Genomic DNA, 20575 nt, shown 5'->3' on the forward strand with positions numbered 1-20575 from the left:
GTTGCCATGGCAAAACTCGCATTGATTAATCGCGAAGAAAAGCGTGCAAAGCTGGTTGCCAAGTATGCTGCCAAGCGTGCAGCTCTGGTGGCAATCATCAATGACCAGAATCTGAGCGAAGAAGAGCGTTTTGCAGCCCGTCTGAAGCTGCAAGCCCTGCCGCGTAACGCCAACCCGACTCGTCAGCGTAATCGTTGTTCGATCACCGGTCGTCCGCGTGGCGTGTTCCGCAAGTTCGGTCTTGGCCGTAACAAGCTCCGTGAAATCGCTCTGCGTGGCGAAATCCCGGGCGTCGTCAAGGCCAGCTGGTAAGGAGATCAGGAATGAGCATGCATGATCCTATCGCCGATATGCTGACACGTATCCGCAACGCCCAACGCGCTGATAAGCCTACAGTTTCGATGCCGTCGTCGAAGCTGAAGGTTTCCATCGCCCAAGTGTTGAAGGACGAAGGTTATATCGAGCAATTTTCGGTTACTGGTTCGGACAAGAAGCCGCAGCTGGATATCGAATTGAAATACTACGCCGGTCGTCCGGTTATCGAGCGCATTGAACGCGTGTCGAAGCCTGGTCTGCGTATCTACAAGGGTGTGGGTGATATCCCTCAGGTTATGAATGGCCTGGGTATCTCCATCGTTTCCACGTCTAAGGGCGTGATGACCGATCGCAAGGCTCGCGCAAGCGGCATTGGCGGCGAAGTCATCTGCTTCGTGGCCTAAGGAGATATAGCAATGTCCCGCGTAGCAAAGAATCCGGTTGCGATTCCTGCTGGTGTTGAAGTGAAAATGACCGCTGACGAAATCATCGTCAAGGGTCCACAAGGCACCGCATCGCGTCCGCTGAATAGCGCAGTTGAAATCAAGGTTGAAAACAACGCCCTGGTTTTCGCTGCCAAGGACTCCAGCAAACACGCTCGTGCCATGTCCGGCACGATGCGCGCTCTGCTGAATAACATGGTTACTGGTGTTTCGGTTGGTTTCCAGCGCAAGTTGACCCTGGTTGGCGTGGGCTATCGTGCTCAAGCTGCAGGTGAGATGCTGAATCTGACCCTTGGTTTTTCCCATCCTGTAGCCCACAAGATGCCCGCAGGTGTTAAGGTTGAGACTCCGTCCCAAACCGAAATCATCCTGAAGGGAATTGACAAGCAGGTTATCGGTCAGGTTGCTGCCGAAATCCGCGCTTACCGTGCACCAGAGCCTTACAAGGGCAAGGGTGTCCGTTATGCGGATGAGGTTGTGGTCCTGAAGGAAACCAAGAAGAAGTAATCGAGGCTGAATATCATGGACAAGAAGGAAATCCGCCTGCGCCGGGCCCGCAAAACTCGTGCTCGCATCGCGGCGCTGAACATGGTGCGCCTCAGTGTGCATCGTTCCAACAGCCATATCTACGCCCAGATCATCGACGAAACTGCCAGCAAGGTTCTGGCATTTGCGTCGACTCTGGAGCCTGAGGTCCGCAAGGAACTGGCTAACGGTGGCAATAAAGCTGCTGCTGCGATTATCGGCAAGCGTATCGCTGAGAAGGCCGTTGCTGCTGGCGTTAAGCAAGTAGCATTCGACCGCTCCGGCTTCCACTACCACGGTCGTATCCAGGCCCTGGCAGAAGCTGCCCGCGAAAACGGCCTCGAGTTCTAATTGGAGTCTGAATAATGGCGAAGACTGATATCGAAGATCGCGGCGATGGCCTGCGGGAGAAGATGATCAGCGTCAACCGCGTAACGAAGGTTGTGAAGGGTGGTCGTATTCTCGGCTTCGCTGCACTGACCGTAGTTGGTGATGGTGACGGTGGTGTTGGTATGGGTAAGGGCAAGTCCAAGGAAGTGCCTGTAGCCGTACAGAAAGCAATGGAAGAAGCCCGTCGCAAGATGGTCAAGATCCATCTGCGTAATGGTACCGTGCAGCACAAAGTGATGGGCAAGCACGGCGCGACAACTGTTTTGATGCAACCGGCTCCTGAAGGTACTGGTATCAAGGCAGGCGGTCCGATGCGCGCAGTGTTCGAGGTGATGGGTGTTCACAACATCTCGGCAAAGTGCCACGGCTCTACCAATCCGTACAACATTGTGCGTGCAACACTGGACGGTCTGTCCAAGCTTCGCACTGCCTCCGAGATTGCTGCCAAGCGCGGCAAGACCGTGGAAGAGATTCTGGGGGTAGAGGCAAATGGCTGATGCACGTATCAAGGTAACGCTCGTCAAGAGCCTGATCGGTCGTATCGAAGCTCATAAGGCCTGCGCAAGCGGCCTGGGCCTGAAGCGCATCAACCAGACCGTTGAAGTGCTGGATACGCCTGCAAACCGTGGCATGATCAATGCGATCAACTACCTGGTTAAAGTTGAGGGGTAATCATGGAACTCAATACCATTAAGCCTGCAGCAGGTGCTAAGCATGCATCCAAGCGCGTAGGTCGCGGCATCGGTTCCGGTCTGGGCAAGACCTGTGGCCGTGGTCACAAAGGTCAAAAGTCCCGTGCAGGTGGCTTCCACAAGGTTGGTTTCGAAGGCGGTCAAATGCCTTTACAACGCCGCCTTCCGAAGCGTGGCTTCAAATCTCTGACTGCAGGCAACACTGTTGAACTGCGCGTCGGTGATCTGAATGCACTGCCGGTAGACGAAGCTGACGTGCTGGTACTGAAGCAAGTTGGTTTGGTTCCGCAAACTGCCAAGGCAGTGAAGCTGATCCTGGCCGGCGAGCTGACTAAGGCAGTCAAACTCCGTGGCGTACTGGCGACCAAGGGTGCACGTGCTGCACTCGAGGCAGCCGGTGGCAGCCTGGCCGACTAAAACGATTGCGATAAGGCGCAACTGTGGCGAATCCAGCAATGGCTAGTACCGCAACAAAGTTTGCGGATCTTAAAAAGCGTATCTGGTTCCTGATCGGTGCCCTGATCGTTTATCGTATTGGCGCGCATATCCCGGTTCCTGGTGTGAACCTGGACGAACTGGCCCGGTTTTTTGATAGTCAAAAGACCGGGGCGGGCCTCGTGAACATGATTAACATGTTCTCGGGTGGTGCACTAAAACGATTGTCGATCTTTGCAATCGGTATCACACCTTACATTTCAGCTTCTATTATTTTGCAATTGGCCTCAGAAATGTTGCCATTTCTTAAAGAGCTGAAAAAAGAAGGTGAAGCCGGTCGGCGCAAGATTACGCAATACACGCGCTATGCAACCGTCGCGCTTGCGACAGTGCAAAGCTTTGGTGTTGCTGCAATGTTGTATCATCAGCCCAATCTCGTATTGGTGCCGCAGGCGGAGTTTTTCTTCACTGCTATTGTGTCACTCGTGACAGGCACTATGTTCTTGATGTGGCTAGGTGAGCAGATCACTGAGCGTGGGTTGGGTAACGGCATTTCGATTCTGATTTATGCCGGGATTGCTTCCGGTATGCCAGGGTCGATTGCAAACATGTTGCAGCTTGAGAGCACAGGTGCAGTGTCGCCGCTCTTGCTAATTGGGCTGGCGGTTGGCGCGGTTTTGCTGATTGCTGCTGTGGTCTTTGTCGAACGCGGTCAGCGCAAAGTTCTGGTGAACTATGCAAAACGCCAAGTTGGCAATCGCATTATGCAAGGTCAAGCAACGCATCTGCCGTTAAAGTTGAACATGTCGGGTGTTATTCCTCCGATTTTTGCTTCGAGCATCATTCTATTCCCGGCAACTGTGTTGTCGTGGGGTGGTAACTCCGACAAGTTGTCGTGGCTCAAGGCAATCGGTGACAAGCTGCACCCGGGTGAGCCCTTGTATATCTTGTTGTATGCAGCAGCCATTATCTTTTTCTGCTATTTCTATACGGCACTGGTTTTTAATCCAAAGGAAACAGCGGATAACCTGAAAAAGAGTGGTGCGTTCATTCCGGGCATTCGTCCGGGTGAGCAAACAGCAAAGTATATCGAGCGTGTCATCCTGCGTTTGACGCTGATTGGAGCACTCTACATTACAGGTGTATGTTTAATACCTGAATTGTTGTTGCTCAAATGGAGCTCGATCGGTAATTTTGGTGGAACGTCCATACTGATTGTGGTGGTTGTGACCATGGATTTCATGGCGCAAGTGCAGTCATATCTGCTCTCGCATCAGTATGAGAGCCTTCTGAAGAAAGCTAACTTCAAGGGCTGATACTTCCGTCCGACAAGTTAAAACGAACGAAAAGACATGGCAAAGGAAGACGTCATTCAAATGCTGGGGGAGGTTCTTGAGAATCTTCCTAACGCGACATTTCGCGTCAAACTGGAAAATGGTCACATTGTTTTGGGACACATTTCCGGAAAGATGCGTATGCACTACATCAAGATTCTGCCTGGCGACAAGGTAACAGTCGAGATGACTCCCTATGACCTGTCGCGGGCACGAATTGTCTTCCGCGCCAAGTGATGCTGTTTTTTGAAAGGATATGAGCGATGCGAGTACAAGCTTCGGTCAAAAAAATCTGCCGCAACTGCAAGATCATCCGCCGCAACCGCGTGTTGCGCGTGATCTGTACCGACCCGCGGCACAAGCAACGTCAAGGTTGATAAACGGCATTGCCGTTTTTCAATCTTGCTGTTAAAATCCGCCACTTTTTAGAAACTGGGGTAACGACATGGCTCGTATTGCTGGGGTGAATATCCCCAATCATCAGCATGCCGTGATTGGTCTTCAAGCGATTTTTGGTATCGGTCGTACACGTGCAAAGAGCATCTGTGTTGCGGCTGGTATTCCTGAAGATCGCAAGTTCAAGGATCTCACGGATACTGAACTGGACAAGCTGCGTGAAGAAGTGGGTAAATTCACGGTTGAGGGTGACCTCCGCCGCGAAGTGACCATGAATATCAAGCGCTTGATGGATCTTGGCTGCTACCGTGGCTTGCGTCATCGCCGCGGACTGCCGGTACGCGGTCAGCGTACCCGTACTAACGCTCGTACTCGCAAGGGTCCGAAGAAGTCGGTTAGTACGAAGAAGTAAGTATTACTAAGGACTGATAATGGCTAAAGCAAACACAGTGCGTGTACGGAAGAAAGTCAAAAAGGTTGTGTCTGAAGGTATCGTGCATGTTCACGCTTCCTTTAACAACACAATCGTGACCATCACCGATCGCCAAGGGAATGCACTTTCTTGGGCTACCTCGGGCGGTGCTGGTTTCAAGGGCTCTCGTAAGAGTACACCATTCGCGGCACAGGTTGCTGCGGAGCACGCTGGTAAAGTTGCCCAAGAATACGGTGTAAAGAATCTCGAAGTGCGAATCAAGGGTCCGGGCCCAGGCCGGGAATCCGCTGTGCGTGCGTTGAATGCGCTGGGTTTCAAAATTACCAGCATTGCCGACGTTACCCCCGTTCCGCACAACGGTTGTCGTCCGCCTAAAAAGCGTCGTATTTAATTCCGGAGACCCGAGATGGCACGTTACATCGGACCGAAATGTAAACTCGCACGTCGCGAGGGCACTGACCTGTTCCTGAAGAGCGCCCGTCGTTCTTTGGACAGCAAGTGCAAACTGGATACTGCTCCTGGTCAGCACGGTGCTAAGACACCCCGTCTGTCCGGCTACGGTGTTCAACTGCGTGAAAAGCAAAAGATTCGCCGTATTTACGGCGTGCTTGAGCGTCAGTTCCGTCGTTATTTTGAAGAAGCTGCTCGCCGCAAGGGTTCGACTGGTGAAAACCTGTTGAAGCTGCTGGAGTCGCGTCTGGATAACGTCGTATACCGTATGGGCTTTGGCTCCACACGTGCGGAAGCACGTCAGTTGGTTAGCCACAAGGCGATCACGGTGAATGGCAATGTGGTGAATATTCCTTCCTTCCAAGTGAAGGTGGGTGACATCGTCGCTATTCGTGAAAAGTCTAAGAAGCAAGTTCGCGTTGCGGAAGCACTGGCTCTCGCCGAGCAAATCGGCTTCCCGAGCTGGGTTGGTGTTGACTCCAAGAAAATGGAAGGCACCTTCAAGTCGACTCCGGAACGGAGCGACCTGTCCAGCGACATGAACGAGCAGCTCGTCGTTGAATTCTATTCCAAGTAATTTGGATAGTTTGCGTCGTCGTCTATTGCCGCTTGTTTCGATAAAGGGATCGATTATTTATGCAAAGCAACGCTAATGACTTGCTGAAACCGCGAATCATTGATGTTCAAGCGTCGTCCGCGACGCAGGCACGTGTCGTGATGGAGCCGTTCGAGCGTGGTTTCGGACATACGCTTGGTAACGCATTGCGCCGCATTTTGCTGTCGTCGATGCCTGGCTTCGCACCGACCGAAGTGCAGATCGAAGGCGTGTTGCATGAGTACTCGGCACTTGACGGTGTTCAAGAGGATGTCGTTGACATTCTTTTGAACCTCAAGGGTGTTGTGCTCAAGCTTCACGGTCGTGAAGAGGCTACACTGGCTTTGACCAAGGCTGGTGAAGGCCCGGTTCGTGCGAGTGATATCGAACTCCCGCATGACGTAGAAATCGTCAACCCGGATCACATCATTGCTAATCTGTCCGCCGGCGGTAAGCTCGCCATGGAAATCAAGGTTGGCACTGGTCGTGGTTACCAACCGGCGGTTTCCCGCGTGAACAAGGAAGAAGGACGTACCATTGGCAGCATTATGCTGGATGCGTCCTTCAGCCCGATTCGTCGCGTGAGTTATGCAGTGGAGAGTGCGCGTGTTGAGCAGCGTACCGATCTGGATAAGCTGGTTATCGATATTGAGAGCAATGGCTCGATCGATCCGGAAGAAGCCGTTCGTTATGCCGCGCGTGTACTGGTTGAACAGCTGGCGGTGTTCGCGGATCTGAAGGGTACAACGGTTGAGCCAGAGGCACCTCGTGCGCCTCAGGTTGATCCGATCCTGCTGCGTCCGGTCGACGATCTGGAGCTGACAGTTCGTTCTGCGAACTGTCTGAAGGCTGAAAACATCTACTACATCGGTGACCTGATCCAGCGTACCGAGACCGAGCTGTTGAAGACTCCTAATCTGGGTCGCAAGTCCTTGAATGAAATCAAGGAAGTGCTGGCCTCTAAGGGTCTGACCCTCGGCATGAAGCTGGAAAACTGGCCGCCGGTTGGTCTGGAAAAGCCGTGATCCAGGCCTGAACGAAAGGACTAAATCATGCGTCACCGTCAAGGTAATCGCAAACTCAATCGTACGACGAGCCATCGTCTTGCGATGTTGAGAAATCTGTCGAACGCACTGCTGAAGCACGAAGTCATCAAGACCACACTGCCTAAGGCTAAAGAACTGCGTAAGGTTGCAGAGCCTCTGATCACGCTGGGAAAGCGTGAGCGTAGCGTTGCAAACCTGCGTCTGGCCTTTTCCCGCACTCGTGATCGCGAACTGACGCTGAAGCTGTTCGACGTGCTGGGCCCACGTTACGCTGCGCGTAACGGTGGTTATATCCGCATTCTGAAATGTGGTTTCCGTCAGGGTGACAATGCGCCAATGGCGTACGTTGAACTGGTGGATCGTCCGGAAGACGCAGTAGCAGTTTCCGACGAATAAGCAGTATTGCTTTAAAAGGCCGACCCTAGGGTCGGCTTTTTGCATTATTTGTGCGTTATGAGCAAGGTTATGCGGGATATTGAAGTAGGGTGCTTGCTGGTGGTCTGACGTTATACCAGCGCCAGTCTTTTGCTGTTTGAAGTGCGGTGTGTCGAGTCATGTCAGCACATGACTCCGGCGATATGTTGGCGATGTCTGCTCCTTCCTTATAGTCATCTGGCAGGGCTGCATCATTCCAGGCGGTGCTTAAATGTCTAGCAGCGTTCGTCGCCCAGCGGACTGTCCTGACTCTGGGATTGGCTTCGTTGCTGGAATCTATTAGCTGCTGGAGAATTCGGGGTAGGCGCCATTCTTCGATGAGTGCCATTTCGAGTTCTTGAAATGTGATGCCAAAAACACGCTTCTGCGCAACTTTGCTGCGTAACATCCGATCATTTGTTTGAAGTTCATGAACCCGATGTAGTACTTTGGGGGCGTAACAGGCAATCAGTAGTTCTGCGACGTCATGCAGGACAGCTGCTGTTCTTACTTCGTGCGAGTCGATATCATTCCGTCTATCCGCCAATGCTTGTGCACAACTACCTGCGAGATAGGCTCTCTGTAGCAGTTCATTTGCATGTGTGGTGCTAAATGAATTCTTCAGATAATGTTGATCCAAGGATGTCGATTTGGTAAGTATACGGATCGAGGGTAACAATCCCGATATCATTAAGCATTTGGAAACGGTGGTCACTTCATTTTGTAAATGGCGAGGGGTAATGTGTTGCGCATGGCGACTCAGACGTAAAATTGCCAGTGCATCGTGGTAGAGAATATCTGAGATATTATCAATACTGATCTCATCTATTTCACTCTGACAACGGCTGAGTTCTATTTGCGTGTATTGCAGCATTGGAATATCGCATACTGATAAATAGGATACCCAGGCGTTGAGTCCATTGAGTGGTTCTTCAATCATGCTAAGCCTCCTGTGTTCAGCATAGTTGATTGTGCTATTTGCGATAGTTCATCTGTTTCAAGTCGAGGTATGAATGGCTACGTATGCCATTGGTGATGTGCAGGGGTGCTTTGTCGAACTTTCTAGTCTGTTGTCCAAGATTGGATTTGAACCGGGGCGCGATACTGCCATTTTATTAGGCGACCTGGTGAATCGCGGTCCTGACTCACTGCGTGTGCTTAATTGGGCGCGCAAGCTTGAAGACTGCGTGAGAGTAGTGCTTGGCAATCATGATCTGCATATGCTGGCGGTTGCGTTCGGTGTGGTGGATAGTAAGCGGAAGGATACCTTTGCGGATGTGATTTCGCAGGGTAAAGATTCCACGATTTTGCATTGGCTGCGGAATCAGTCACTATTGATTGATGATGGACAGCATGTGTATGTACATGCGGGTATATGGCCTGGATGGGCGCTGGAAACGGCAAAGCGATTGTCCGGTGAACTGGAGCACCATCTTGCATCCAGCGATCCACGTTCCTTTCTGAACAGTCTTTACGGCAACGAACCTGATATTTGGTGCGACACACTCGAGGGTGAGCGTCGATCTAGGTTTGTCACAAACGTATTTACCCGTATGCGCGTACTGAGCCCTGATGGCCGACTGAATATGGACTACAAGGGTGTGACTAACGATGTCCCTGATGGTGCCATCCCGTGGTTCGATTTTCCGCGCGAAACGCCATTAAACCGGAGGGTGGTGTTTGGGCATTGGTCTGCATTGGGGTTGCAAATGCGACAAGACATCGTTTCACTAGACACAGGGTGTGTGTGGGGGAGGGCATTGACCGGGTGGTGCGTTGAGACGGGTGAAATTGTGAGTGTAGACTCAACTATGCCCCCTGGTTTCGAATAAGTTGTGCCCTTACTGTTTGCTCTAGTATTTTTGCGATCTCTCGACGCGGGCGCCGGTCGGTTGGCACGGGCTCTCCAAATTCCACAACGGCTACTGTATGTTTGGTAGACACAATATTCAGAATGGATTCAATGAGGGTCATGTCGCCGATATATGCGACATGGTCTCCATGCCGCCCATCGCTGTATTTGTATGAGATGGATACGGGCACGATGAGCGTTTCGGCATCAATGGCCGGTTGGAACAGACTGCTATTAAACGTGAGCAGATTGCGGCCGTCGCTGGTGCTGCCTTCGGGAAAAATGGAAATGCAATCCCCGATTGTTAATGCTTCTGCGATTTGTTGATTGACTCGGGCGGTATCAGATCGCTTTTCGCGTTTGATAAACAAAGTGCCTGTATGTGCGCTTAACCATCCGATGAGTGGCCAGTGACGAACGTCAGACTTCGCTACGAAGCGCGAAGGATATGCGGCATTCATAACGAAAATATCAATCCATGATATGTGATTGGCCACAAGTAGAATGCCTGAGCTTCGGGCCTGAGGCGTGGCGCCCCGAACATTGACATGAATGCCATTAATCTTCAAAAGATTCAGCGACCATTTCCGTACAGCATTCATGCGTTTCACGCTGTCATACCGCGGAAACAGAAGGCTCACTTGAAGTAGTCCGCTAACTAAATGAAATGTGAGCCTGAGCAGACGCACAGTCTGCGTGAACCAGTTGGCATTCATGGGTAAATCGGCAGGAGCAAAGGGTGATTTTAGCTCGGATTGTGCCTCTGCCGATACGTCTGCATATACATCGTGCGGAATCATCAGGCTGCGATGTCCTTTACAAAGTGCCTATAGAATCGAGGATGAATGCGGGACATCGGCATCATGATAAATAAGTCTGCCGTATTGAAGTCAGGATCCCATGCGGGATCGCCGCATATATAGGCTCCTGCTCGGATATAGCCGCGAATGAGAGGTGGTACCTCCGCAGTGCGGGTGCTATCGAGTGCTTCTAATGGCAATGGGCATTTGGGAAAGACACGCCATTCAGCGGGTGCCAGATAGGTCTGGGCGAGATCCCGGAAAATGCTTGCGGCCATATGACCACCGTCGCTCATGCTAATACTGGCGCAGCCAATCAGATATTCATACCCCCCGCGGATCATGTATTCGGCGAGTCCATTCCATAGAAGTGCAATGGTTGCGCCGGTGCGATAGTCGGGATGAACGCATGAACGACCAACTTCGATCGTCTGGTTGCGTAAATGATGTAAACGTGTCAAATCGAATTCGGTTTCGGAGTAGAGACCACCAGTGTGAGCCGCATTGTGTGGCGTTAAAATGCGATAGGTGCCGACAACCTCCCCGGTTTCATCGTCTATCACCAGTAGGTGATCACACCAGGGATCGAACTCGTCCTGATCGAGGCCTGGTTCGCCATTGAGATGTGCCCCCATTTCCTCAGCAAACACGCGGTAGCGTAATGCCTGCGCTGCGCGTACCTGCTCTTGATTGGCGGCCAAGCAGACCGATAATGCGCGTCGGGTGGCTGAATTCAGGCGAGCTTCGCTGTGCAGCATCAGTGTGTCTCCACGTGTTTATATCTGATCACACGTTAGACATTTGAAGTGACAGTGCGGTTACATCACGGTGAAGATTTTACGATTCAGTGACGATCGGACGAAGGATCATCCGCAAGTGGAAGAAGCTGCTCATCATGAACTGGCGTGCTAACCACGTATTGATCGGTAGCCCATGCTGCTAGATCATGTGTTTTGCACTGTGGGGAGCAAAATGGCCGATATGGATTGCTAGGAGAGAAAGGTGTCTCCTTTTTGCAATGCGGGCAGGGAATGGTGCGCATGATGGACACTGCTTGATTACAACGTGCAGTACGCGAGCGAGAATTCGATATCTCGTTCGCATTGTCGAGGGCGCTCGCTACCCTGTACCGGGTAAACGAAACGCACATTAATCGCATATTTATTAGCGGATAACTCGGGTACGCAGTTTAGATCGCTGGAGAGTGAAACGCGTAATAGTTGAACCTGCTTACCACCAGACATTTGCTGAAACATCCCGGCCTTGGCAGTGTAGTTATATGATTTTGCGCTATCACGCAAAATGCGCAGAACAATTTCAACGCCATGACGGATAGGCTGCATGGGCTCAAGCCATGCGTGTAATGAATGTAAGCGCACTTCTGACGGTTGCTTGAGCCAGTAGTGATAGGAAGGCAGGTCAAATTCACAAATGCCGCCAGGGATGCCTGCACGTTGCTTGATGGCCATTAACCATTCATTTTCGCGCAGGTGGTGCGCAAATTTGCCTGTGCTTTCCAGCAAACTGGCATGAGTGAACTCTATATCACCTAACACCTTGTTCAAGGCATCTTCAGAAATTTGAGGGTTATCGCGGAGCGCTTCCAGCGTGACGCGCTGTCGCTCCAGTTCCTGGATCAAATCGCTTTTTAGATCTGCGCGCCCGGCAACTTCCATGATTTCAAACATGATAAGCAACGCAGCCTGATGATCAAGCGCAACATCGCTATCCAAGAAATAGCCGACCCGATCATAAAGGTCTTCTAGACGCAACAGAGTACGGATGCGTTCGGTGATCGGAAATTCGTAGCTGGTCACGATGGCGGTGGCCTGATTTGCCTAATCTCCCAATTTTCGCGGATTCGACCAGCTTTGACAATTGATGATTCGCTAAATTTGCTGCTTTGCTGCACTGATTGCCACAAAATACTGATGAAGCGTGACAATTTGGGTAATTAGTGCTGCCATTTCGCCATCATTGCTGATGATGTCATCCGCAATGGCGAGTCGCTCGTGACGTTTTGCCTGTGTGGCGAGAATCGACTCAACCTGTTGGCGAGACAGGTGACTGCGCTTTTGCACGCGTTGGATTTGCGTTTCTTCATCGCAATCCACCACAAGGATTCGATTGCACATTTCACGCAGCTGTGTGGCCTGGTTCATGAGCGGAACGACAAGCACACTGTATGGTGCGTCTGCGGGGGGCTGCAGTAGTTGCGCTGCAGCCTCATCTCTAATGAGCGGGTGCAGGGCTGCTTCGAGTATCTTCCGTTTATCGGGGTGCTTAAAAACCAGTTCGCGCAAACGATCCCTATCAAGCGTGCCATCGGCATGGAAATACTCGGATCCAAAAGCTTGACGAATGGCAGTGTTGCCTGGTTGGTCGGGAGCACATAAGGTGTGTGAAATGACATCTGTATCCACAATATGTGCACCAAGTGCCGCAAGTTGATTGGATACCTGGGTCTTGCCCGAGCCAATGCCGCCTGTCAGTCCAATCACAAGTGGCGACTTCATGCGTATGCGCTCGGAATCAGAGGAAGATGTGGTTCAAATAGGGTGCAGATTGCAGCGAGTGCGAGGTAGGGGCCGAAAGGTAATCGCGTTTGCCATCCAAGCTTCTCGCCAAGCATTAAGATAATGCCCAGTATGGCGCCTGTCACTGACGAGAGCAGAATCACCTGTGGTAGAGCCATCCAGCCAAACCAAGCGCCAATAGCGGCCAAGAGCTTGAAGTCGCCATAGCCCATCCCCTCGCGCCCCGTCAGTAAATGGTGAACCCAATACACTGTCCACAATGTCATGTAACCGGCAATTGCGCCAATGACCGCATGCGTGAGTGACGTAAATGTGCCATTGATATTGAAAATAAGTCCAAGCCAGACCAGTGGGAGGGTGATGTCGTCTGGCAGCAGCTGAGTATCGGCGTCGATCCAGAAGAGCGCCATTAAAGGCCACATCAATAGAAGCCCGCCTAGCGTTTGCGCAGAAAATCCATAGCGCCATGCAATTAAAGCGCTCAATACGCCCGTCATGCATTCGATAGCAGGATAGCGTATGGAAATCGGGGCTTTGCATGCCCGGCACTTGCCACCCAATATCACCCATGACAGAACAGGAATATTGTCGTATCCGCGAATAAGCGTGCCGCAACAAGGACAGGTTGAATCGGGCTTGGCTAAATTAAAACGAGGTGGTGCGGGCGTATTTTCATCATCCATATACGCGCATTCATAGCGAAAGCCGGTTTCAATCATTTTGGGTAATCGATAGATCACCACGTTTAGAAAGCTGCCGACCACCAGGCCGAGTACAAAGATAAAACCGATGAATGCCACCGGATGCAGCGTTGCAGCAAGCTGCATTGAGTAAAAATCCGGCAGCACATCAACCCCCAATTGCGGCGCCCATCTTGAAGATAGGCAGGTACATGGCAACAATCAAACCACCAATAATCGGACCCAGAACCATCATGATCAAGGGCTCCATCAAAGACGTCATGGCGTCAACTGCATCGTCCACTTCCTGCTCGTAGAAGTCGGCGATTTTGCTGAGCATGGAATCAAGCGAGCCGGATTCCTCGCCAATAGACACCATCTGAATCACCATGTTTGGGAATACGTCCGATGATTGCATTGAAATCGTCAGGCTCGTACCCGTTGATACTTCTTGCTGGATCTTGCGGGTAGCATCGAAGTAAATCACATTGCCGGCGGCACCGGCGACTGAGTCAAGTGCTTCTACGAGTGGGACGCCTGCTGCAAACATGGTCGACATCGTGCGTGTCCAGCGTGCAATGGTGGCTTTTTGCAGGATAGGGCCAATCACTGGCACCTTAAGCGCGGTCCGATCAAGCGCAATTTGAAAGGGCTTGGAGCGCTTCTTTGCCTGAATGAAGGCGTAGATTGCCCCCCCCAGACTGCCAAAGATCAACCACCAGTAGGCAATCAGAAGGTCTGACAAATCGATCACCAACTGGGTTGGTCCCGGCAGGGCTGCACCGAATCCAGCAAAGAGCTCCTTGAATGTCGGGATCACAAAAATCAGAATGATTGACACAACAACCGCTGCCGCCACGATGATTGCAGTTGGATAAAACAATGCGGACTTAATCTTCCCCTTAATGGCGAGGATTTTTTCCTTGTAGCTCGCCAGGCGGTCAAGCAGTGTATCCAGAATACCCGCTTGCTCCCCGGCTTGTACCAGGTTGCAATACAGCTGATCAAAATACATGGGGTGGCGGCGGAAGGCCTGAGTGAGGCTTGAGCCGGTTTCAACATCACTCTTAATTTCCTGCAAAAGTTTGCTTACGGCTGGGTTGGCATGGCCTTTTGCAACGATATCAAATGCCTGCAATAAGGGGACACCTGATCGCATCATGGTGGCAAGCTGGCGCGTAAAGAGTGCCAAATCTTTTTCTGTTACCTTTCGGCTGGTGGAGATAGATTGCCGTTTGGTTTTGGTAACCGTGATACCCTGGCGACGCAACGTGGCTTTAACAACCGCGTCCCCAGTGCTGCGCATTTCTCCCTTCACCGTTTTACCGGCTCGGTCACGACCTTCCCAGCTGAAGGTGTATTCTTTGACTTTAACTTTCTTTTCAGCTGCCATGTGCTTAATTGCTCCTGACGAGTTTGGCGGGAACTCGCCTGTCCTTATTCGTTGGTGACGGCTTCTACTTCTTCCAATGAGGTCATGCCTTGTTTGACCTTAAGCAAACCGGATTGCCGAAGGTCCTTGATGCCTTCGCGTTTTGCTTGGTCGGCGATATCAATGGATGTGCCTTGACGCATAATAATTCGCTGCATTTCCTCGCTAATCGGCATGACCTGATAAATACCGACACGCCCTTTATATCCCGTGCCCTTGCAGGTATCGCAGCCATCTGTGTGCGGACCGTAAGGCTGCCAGCTGCCATCAAGCTCGTGCTCCAGAAAGCCTGCCTTCAGCAGCGCTTCCCGGGGAATGTTGACCGGGCGTTTGCAGTGGCTGCATAAGCGTCTGGCGAGGCGCTGTCCTGTAATCAGAATAACAGATGAAGCGATATTGAATGGTGCAATCCCCATATTCAGCATGCGCGACAGCGTGGCCGGTGCATCGTTTGTGTGCAATGTGGAAAACACCATGTGGCCGGTTTGTGCGGCTTTGATCGAGATATCTGCAGTTTCCAGATCCCGGATTTCACCCACCATGATGATGTCGGGATCCTGACGCAGGAATGACTTCAGGGCGGCGGCGAAGGTCAACCCTGCCTTGTCATTCACGTTCACCTGGTTAATGCCCGGCAAGTTGATTTCTGCAGGATCTTCTGCGGTAGAAATGTTAATGCCAGGTTCATTTAGAATGTTCAGGCAGGTGTACAGGGACACGGTTTTGCCCGAGCCTGTCGGTCCCGTCACCAGCACCATGCCGTAAGGCCGGTGAATCGCATCAAGCAGCGCTTTTTTCTGTTCAGGCTCATAGCCAAGCGCATCAATACCCAGCGTGGCGGAGCTTGGGTCGAGAATCCGCATACAGATTTTTTCACCAAACAGCGTCGGCAGGGTTGATACGCGGAAATCGATTGCGCGGGTCTTTGACAGCACCAGCTTCATCCGACCATCCTGAGGGACGCGTCGTTCGGAAATGTCCAGTTTGGAAATCACTTTGATCCGTGACGCGATTTTCTCTTTGATTGCCAGAGGCGGTTGAGCTACTTCACGCAATACGCCGTCAATACGGTAGCGTATACGGTAGAATTTTTCGTAGGGTTCAAAGTGGATATCAGAGGCTCCGCCGTTGATCGCATCCATCAGAATTTTCTGGATGTAACGAACAACAGGGGCATCATCCACTTCGACCGTGGTGACCTCTGCTTCAGTCTCCCCGCCGTCCATATCCAGAGCGAGATCATCCTGATCCACCGAAAGCTCGTTGATTTTCTCAACGGAGTCATTACCCAGCTTTTCGATGAATTTGCCCAGCTTGGCATCGTCGACAACCACGATGTCGATCATCATGCCGGTCTGGAATTTGGCTTCTTCAATGGCCTGGAGGTCGGTTGGATCGGATGAGGCGACAAAAAGCTTGGTGCCCCGCTTGAAAAGGGGAGCAATACGCCGGCTTTGTATGATCTTCGAATTCAGTACATTCTTAGGAACGTAGGACGTTTCGAAGCGATCGAGATCCAGTAGTGGATAGCCAAACGTCGTAGATGCGAACTCGGCAAGCTGGTTGCTGGATAGTTTTTTGGATGCAATGACTGCTTGAGCGAAGCCTAGATTTTCTGTCTGTGCTTTATTCTGAATTGCCTCGACTTCGGGCTCACTCAACAATTCCTGTTGAATGAGTGCGCGAGCCATACCGGATCGGGGTGCTTGAGACATACTAAGACCTGCCGCAGTTGAGCGTTACCAATAAACTAATTTGCAACCGACGAGCTACCGAGGTTGGGTAAAGCATGATGCCTTTACGCTGCTCGCATTGTAAAGCAAATTGCCAATGTCATGAGATCCGGTTGTAATTCATGCATAGAGCCGCACGCTGCGAATCTGGCGGTCATGTGTTTGCATGATTTCCATCCGCTGACCATATGCCTGAATGCAGGTGGCACTTTCGGGTATGGATTCAAGATACTCGAGAATCAAGCCATTGAGTGTTTTGGGACCATCTAGCGGAAATTGTGTGCCCAGTTTGCGATTGAGATCGCGAAGATTAATCTGACCATCAATGATCGTGCTGCCATCAGATTGTGCCTGTGCCATCTGTTTGTGCATGGGCGTAGTGCTGGTGAACTCGCCTACGAGTTGCTCCAGAATGTCCTCAAGGGTCAGGAGACCGATCAGGTCGCCGTACTCATCGACAACCAGAGCCAGGCGTCGCTGGCTTTCCTGGAATGCCTGAAGCTGGGTGAATAGTGGTGTTCCGGCAGGTACGAAATAGGGCTCTCTCAGTAAATCAGGAAACGACTCGTGGCTTAAGGTCTCGATTCCGTGATGCAATAAGCGTTTGACATGCAGAATGCCGATGATGGTGTCGGTATTGTCACGATAGACGGGGAGGCGGGTATGGTGGCAACTCGTGAGCTGGTCGCGGATTGTCTCAATGGGGGATGATAGATCAATGGCCTCAATTAAGTTACGAGGCGTCATTACATCTTCTACTGTGAACTGATCGAGCTCGAAGGTGTTTACGAGCACGCTATGGTTCTTTTGCGGCATCATGCCGCCCGCATCCAGTACAAGCATGCGCAATTCTTCTCTCGAAAGCGTCAGGTGCTCGCCTTCTTTACTGGTCTTGATGCGAAATGCCCGTAAAATGCCCTGGACGAACAGGTTGACGAACCAGACGGCAGGATAGGTAATCGTGAGGATCAGGCTGAGTGGGTAGCTTGCAATGTAGGAAAAGCGCTGCGCATGCGCTGCTGCGATGACCTTCGGTGCGGCTTCTGCGACGACCAGGATCGCAAAACCTACGATCAGGGTGGCGATGGCCAGTGCCAGCTCATTGCCAGCAAACAGCCTTGCTGAGAGTAAGGTGGAGAGCGTGGCAGACAGTGTGTTGAACAGTGTGTTGCCTAGCAGTAACACACCCAGTAAGCGGTCGGTTTGCTGGATCAGCTTTCGGGTACGCATCGCCATGCGATTGCCCGACCGAGCGTGGCTGTTAAGCTTGTAGCGATTCAGGGACATCATGGCTGTTTCCGAGGCCGAAAAAAAGGCGGATAGAAACAGGCAGGCGATCAGTGCGGCAAAGAGCCAGGATATGGGGATATCTTCCACGGTATATCAGAGTGTCTCGATCAGGCTTGACGATGGAGGAGGACCTCCAGGACGAAATGACTGCCAATATAGGCCAGGAATAGCAGTGCAAAACCCCAGAGTGTCCAGCGAATGGCAGTTTTTCCTCGCCAGCCACGTACTTTATGTCCCCACAGCAGGGTTGCAAAGGTGAGCCATGCGGCAAGCGAGAACACCGTTTTGTGATTGAATGTAAGTGGCTTGCCGAAGAGTTGCTCTGAGAACAAGGTGCCACTCAAAACGGTTGCGCTCAGGAGCCAGAATCCTGCCCAGAGCGTAGAAAACAGCAATCTCTCCAAGGCAAGTAATGGCGGCAGCATCCTGCTTAGACTAAGTTTGGGGGAGTGCATGCTGGCATCTGCCCAGTGCATAAGCGCGGCCAGGCCTGCAGCGAAGGCAATGCATCCGTAAGCCAGCATGGCTACGATCAAATGTCCTCGTAGCAAGGGTGATGATAATGCCGGACTGTGTATGCCTGCAGGTAGCATCTGGCTAAGCGTGAGCGTCACCGCAGCCACGGGAACCAGAATGATTTGCAAGCCCTCCAGCCGGATTGCAAATGCAGCTGACCAGTAAATCAGTGTGGCAATCCAGGTGAGCAGGACAAGTGCCTCGCGAGCGCCGAAATGGGGTTGGGAGCCCATCAGTGGCGTCAGCGCCATGGGTGCAGAGAATAGCAGTGCCATTCCGAGCAGGGCGTGTTCAAGTCGGGTCTGGGTGGCCTGGTTGTGGTCACGATTGCGGCGGTCTGCCACAAAACGAATGCCAAGTATGGCGAAAACAAGACTCACCAGTATGCCGTAGAGCATCTGATGCTCAGGCGCAAAGGGATTCACCTTGATTCTCAGGTAAACTATCGGAAATTCGAGTGTACCAGAGCATCGACTTTGCACGTAGCATTGTGATGATGCATTTCAACAAAAGGTGTTGCGCACATGTTTGATAACCTGACTTCGCGACTCAGTTCCGTCGTCAAAACCCTTCGCGGCCATGCACGGCTGACCGAGGATAATATTAGTGACGCCATGCGTGAAGTCCGGATGGCGTTACTGGAAGCTGACGTGGCCTTGCCCGTGGTCAAGGCCTTCGTGCAGGACGTCAAAGCGCGCGCAGTAGGTGAAGAGGTATTGGGTAGCCTCACGCCGGGTCAGGCGGTCATTGGTGTGGTGCATGATGAGCTGAAGAAGCTCATGGGTAATCACAATGACGCACTGAATCTTGCAGCCGTTCCACCTGCTGTGGTGTTAATGGCTGGTCTGCAAGGGGCGGGTAAAACGACAACCACCGGCAAACTGGCCAAGCGACTGAAAGAGCAGGAGCGCAAAAAAGTACTGGTGGTCAGTGCCGACGTTTATCGTCCGGCTGCTATTGAGCAGTTGAAAATGCTTGCTGCTCAGGTTGAGGTTGAGCTTTTCCCGTCGGAAGCGACGCAAAAGCCGGTTGATATTGCGCTGGCAGCACTTGACTACGCCAAGCGCCATTTCTTTGATGTGCTGATTGTGGATACGGCCGGTCGTCTGGCGATTGATGAAGCCATGATGGCGGAAATCAAGGCGCTTCATGCGGCAGTCAATCCTGTCGAAACCCTGTTTGTGGTCGATGCCATGCAGGGTCAGGATGCGGTCAATACAGCGCGAGCCTTTAGTGAGGCACTGCCGCTGACCGGTGTGATTCTGACCAAACTGGATGGTGATGCACGTGGTGGCGCGGCGCTCAGCGTGCGCCATGTCACCGGCAAGCCGATCAAGTTTGTGGGTGTGGGCGAAAAGGTCGGCGGCCTTGAGCCTTTCCATCCCGAGCGGATGGCGTCACGTATTCTGGGGATGGGCGATGTCCTGTCGCTGATCGAGGAGGTCCAGAAGGGCGTCGATGCTGAAGAGGCGCAGAAGCTCGCCCAGAAAATGAAGTCCGGCAAGGGCTTCGATCTGGAGGATTTCAAGTCGCAGATTCAGCAGATGAAGCGCATGGGCGGTATGGGTGGTTTGATCGACAAGCTGCCGGGTATGGGGCAGATGAGTCAGGCCATGCAGGGGCCCGAGGCTGATAAGGCCATGCGTCGGATTGAAGGGATTATTAATTCGATGACGCCTGATGAGCGCCGCAAGCCGGAACTGATCAAGGCAAGTCGTAAGCGTCGCATTGCTGCGGGGTCCGGTGTAACGGTTCAGGAGGTGAATCGCCTGCTGAAGCAGTTCGAAGACATGCAGAAAATGATGAAACAATTCAGTGGCAAGAACATGTTCAAGCTGATGAAGGGTATGCGCGGCATGATGCCGGGCATGTAAAATCAATCGTTTCGATCAGGGTGATGTGCGCATCTATTTGATTGGCTTGCAAGTATTGCTTGCAATGCAGTTTGATAGTCTTGTAAAATCGTCGCCTTTTCGCGTAACAGCATTCATAAATAGGAAACACCATAATGGTCGTGATTCGTCTTGCTCGCGGCGGTGCCAAGGATCGTCCGTTCTACAACGTCGTCGTTACCGACAAGCGCAGCCGTCGTGATGGTCGCTTCATCGAGCGCGTTGGCTTCTTCAACCCGCAAGCCAAGGAAGGCACCGAAGGCCTGCGTCTGGCTATGGACCGCGTGAACTACTGGATTGGCACTGGCGCTCAAGTTGCAGACAGCGTCAAGAAGCTGCTGAAGCAACAAGCTGCCTAATCAGACTCAGGTTGAA

General features: G+C 52.0%; 29 protein-coding genes. 18 read left to right on the forward strand and 11 right to left on the reverse strand.

Annotated elements, in window-relative coordinates; translation table 11 throughout:
- Positions 1–6: 6 nt before the first annotated feature.
- From rpsN to rplQ, 15 genes are all read left to right on the forward strand, one after another.
- The gene (rpsN, locus tag KSF73_04010; GenBank protein ID MBV1774874.1) at positions 7–312 is read left to right on the forward strand and encodes a 30S ribosomal protein S14; all 306 of its coding nucleotides are present in this window, start codon (positions 7–9) and stop codon (positions 310–312) included.
- Between the two features lie 11 nt (positions 313–323).
- Entirely contained in the window at positions 324–719 is a 396-nt protein-coding gene (rpsH, locus tag KSF73_04015; protein MBV1774875.1) for a 30S ribosomal protein S8, read from the forward strand.
- A 12-nt stretch (positions 720–731) separates the two neighbouring features.
- Entirely contained in the window at positions 732–1265 is a 534-nt protein-coding gene (gene rplF / locus KSF73_04020; GenBank protein MBV1774876.1) for a 50S ribosomal protein L6, read from the forward strand.
- Positions 1266–1280: 15 nt separating this feature from the next.
- Positions 1281–1634 (forward strand): 50S ribosomal protein L18, encoded by a 354-nt coding sequence (rplR, locus tag KSF73_04025; GenBank protein ID MBV1774877.1) that lies wholly within the window; start codon positions 1281–1283, stop codon positions 1632–1634.
- A gap of 14 nt (positions 1635–1648) precedes the next feature.
- Complete coding sequence (gene rpsE / locus KSF73_04030) at positions 1649–2170, forward strand: 30S ribosomal protein S5 (GenBank protein ID MBV1774878.1); 522 nt, start codon at positions 1649–1651, stop codon at positions 2168–2170.
- On the forward strand, positions 2163–2345 hold the full coding sequence (rpmD, locus tag KSF73_04035) for a 50S ribosomal protein L30 (GenBank protein MBV1774879.1): 183 nt from the start codon (positions 2163–2165) through the stop codon (positions 2343–2345). The genes rpsE and rpmD overlap by 8 nt, the downstream gene beginning before the upstream one ends.
- A gap of 2 nt (positions 2346–2347) precedes the next feature.
- On the forward strand, positions 2348–2782 hold the full coding sequence (gene rplO / locus KSF73_04040; GenBank protein MBV1774880.1) for a 50S ribosomal protein L15: 435 nt from the start codon (positions 2348–2350) through the stop codon (positions 2780–2782).
- A 38-nt stretch (positions 2783–2820) separates the two neighbouring features.
- Positions 2821–4116, forward strand: a complete 1296-nt coding sequence (secY, locus tag KSF73_04045) for a preprotein translocase subunit SecY (GenBank protein MBV1774881.1) — start codon at positions 2821–2823, stop codon at positions 4114–4116.
- Between the two features lie 36 nt (positions 4117–4152).
- Positions 4153–4371 carry a translation initiation factor IF-1 gene (infA, locus tag KSF73_04050; protein MBV1774882.1) on the forward strand — a complete coding sequence of 73 codons (219 nt, stop codon included), beginning with the start codon at positions 4153–4155 and terminating at the stop codon, positions 4369–4371.
- Between the two features lie 26 nt (positions 4372–4397).
- A complete protein-coding gene (gene rpmJ / locus KSF73_04055) occupies positions 4398–4511 on the forward strand; it encodes a 50S ribosomal protein L36 (GenBank protein ID MBV1774883.1) in 114 nt (37 codons plus the stop codon).
- Positions 4512–4579: 68 nt separating this feature from the next.
- Positions 4580–4942, forward strand: a complete 363-nt coding sequence (gene rpsM / locus KSF73_04060; GenBank protein ID MBV1774884.1) for a 30S ribosomal protein S13 — start codon at positions 4580–4582, stop codon at positions 4940–4942.
- 19 nt (positions 4943–4961) lie between these two features.
- Positions 4962–5354: a 30S ribosomal protein S11 gene (gene rpsK, locus KSF73_04065; GenBank protein MBV1774885.1), complete on the forward strand. Its 393-nt coding sequence runs from the start codon at positions 4962–4964 to the stop codon at positions 5352–5354.
- 15 nt (positions 5355–5369) lie between these two features.
- Positions 5370–5990, forward strand: coding sequence for a 30S ribosomal protein S4 (gene rpsD / locus KSF73_04070; GenBank protein MBV1774886.1), 621 nt, complete (start codon positions 5370–5372; stop codon positions 5988–5990).
- A gap of 59 nt (positions 5991–6049) precedes the next feature.
- The gene (gene rpoA / locus KSF73_04075; GenBank protein MBV1774887.1) at positions 6050–7033 is read left to right on the forward strand and encodes a DNA-directed RNA polymerase subunit alpha; all 984 of its coding nucleotides are present in this window, start codon (positions 6050–6052) and stop codon (positions 7031–7033) included.
- 27 nt (positions 7034–7060) lie between these two features.
- Entirely contained in the window at positions 7061–7450 is a 390-nt protein-coding gene (gene rplQ / locus KSF73_04080; GenBank protein ID MBV1774888.1) for a 50S ribosomal protein L17, read from the forward strand.
- A gap of 67 nt (positions 7451–7517) precedes the next feature.
- On the opposite strand, the gene KSF73_04085 is transcribed toward rplQ, so the two are convergent.
- Entirely contained in the window at positions 7518–8408 is an 891-nt protein-coding gene (locus tag KSF73_04085) for an HDOD domain-containing protein (GenBank protein MBV1774889.1), read from the reverse strand.
- Between the two features lie 73 nt (positions 8409–8481).
- Here KSF73_04085 and KSF73_04090 point away from each other — a divergent pair, with 73 nt between their 5' ends.
- Positions 8482–9300 carry a symmetrical bis(5'-nucleosyl)-tetraphosphatase gene (locus KSF73_04090; GenBank protein MBV1774890.1) on the forward strand — a complete coding sequence of 273 codons (819 nt, stop codon included), beginning with the start codon at positions 8482–8484 and terminating at the stop codon, positions 9298–9300.
- Here the strand turns inward: KSF73_04090 and KSF73_04095 are convergent.
- From KSF73_04095 to ccsA, 10 genes are all read right to left on the reverse strand, one after another.
- Complete coding sequence (locus KSF73_04095; protein MBV1774891.1) at positions 9278–10120, reverse strand: 1-acyl-sn-glycerol-3-phosphate acyltransferase; 843 nt, start codon at positions 10118–10120, stop codon at positions 9278–9280. The two genes, KSF73_04090 and KSF73_04095, sit on opposite strands and share 23 nt — an antisense overlap.
- Positions 10120–10878 carry a GNAT family N-acetyltransferase gene (locus KSF73_04100; GenBank protein ID MBV1774892.1) on the reverse strand — a complete coding sequence of 253 codons (759 nt, stop codon included), beginning with the start codon at positions 10876–10878 and terminating at the stop codon, positions 10120–10122. The genes KSF73_04095 and KSF73_04100 overlap by 1 nt, the downstream gene beginning before the upstream one ends.
- Before the next feature lie 86 nt (positions 10879–10964).
- The gene (locus KSF73_04105) at positions 10965–11162 is read right to left on the reverse strand and encodes a DNA gyrase inhibitor YacG (protein MBV1774893.1); all 198 of its coding nucleotides are present in this window, start codon (positions 11160–11162) and stop codon (positions 10965–10967) included.
- A gap of 16 nt (positions 11163–11178) precedes the next feature.
- Positions 11179–11937 carry a cell division protein ZapD gene (gene zapD, locus KSF73_04110; GenBank protein ID MBV1774894.1) on the reverse strand — a complete coding sequence of 253 codons (759 nt, stop codon included), beginning with the start codon at positions 11935–11937 and terminating at the stop codon, positions 11179–11181.
- 72 nt (positions 11938–12009) lie between these two features.
- Positions 12010–12636 (reverse strand): dephospho-CoA kinase, encoded by a 627-nt coding sequence (gene coaE / locus KSF73_04115; GenBank protein ID MBV1774895.1) that lies wholly within the window; start codon positions 12634–12636, stop codon positions 12010–12012.
- Positions 12633–13484: an A24 family peptidase gene (locus KSF73_04120; protein MBV1774896.1), complete on the reverse strand. Its 852-nt coding sequence runs from the start codon at positions 13482–13484 to the stop codon at positions 12633–12635. The genes coaE and KSF73_04120 overlap by 4 nt, the downstream gene beginning before the upstream one ends.
- A gap of 22 nt (positions 13485–13506) precedes the next feature.
- Positions 13507–14730: a type II secretion system F family protein gene (locus KSF73_04125; GenBank protein MBV1774897.1), complete on the reverse strand. Its 1224-nt coding sequence runs from the start codon at positions 14728–14730 to the stop codon at positions 13507–13509.
- Between the two features lie 44 nt (positions 14731–14774).
- Entirely contained in the window at positions 14775–16460 is a 1686-nt protein-coding gene (pilB, locus tag KSF73_04130; protein ID MBV1774898.1) for a type IV-A pilus assembly ATPase PilB, read from the reverse strand.
- Between the two features lie 162 nt (positions 16461–16622).
- Positions 16623–17879 (reverse strand): HlyC/CorC family transporter, encoded by a 1257-nt coding sequence (locus tag KSF73_04135; GenBank protein ID MBV1774899.1) that lies wholly within the window; start codon positions 17877–17879, stop codon positions 16623–16625.
- Between the two features lie 20 nt (positions 17880–17899).
- On the reverse strand, positions 17900–18733 hold the full coding sequence (ccsA, locus tag KSF73_04140; protein ID MBV1774900.1) for a cytochrome c biogenesis protein CcsA: 834 nt from the start codon (positions 18731–18733) through the stop codon (positions 17900–17902).
- A gap of 99 nt (positions 18734–18832) precedes the next feature.
- Here ccsA and ffh point away from each other — a divergent pair, with 99 nt between their 5' ends.
- Together ffh and rpsP are read left to right on the forward strand one after the other, a co-directional pair.
- Entirely contained in the window at positions 18833–20182 is a 1350-nt protein-coding gene (gene ffh, locus KSF73_04145; protein ID MBV1774901.1) for a signal recognition particle protein, read from the forward strand.
- Between the two features lie 134 nt (positions 20183–20316).
- Positions 20317–20559 (forward strand): 30S ribosomal protein S16, encoded by a 243-nt coding sequence (gene rpsP, locus KSF73_04150; GenBank protein ID MBV1774902.1) that lies wholly within the window; start codon positions 20317–20319, stop codon positions 20557–20559.
- Positions 20560–20575: the final 16 nt, after the last annotated feature.

Source organism: Burkholderiaceae bacterium DAT-1 (assembly GCA_019084025.1).
Taxonomy (GTDB): domain Bacteria; phylum Pseudomonadota; class Gammaproteobacteria; order Burkholderiales; family Chitinimonadaceae; genus DAT-1.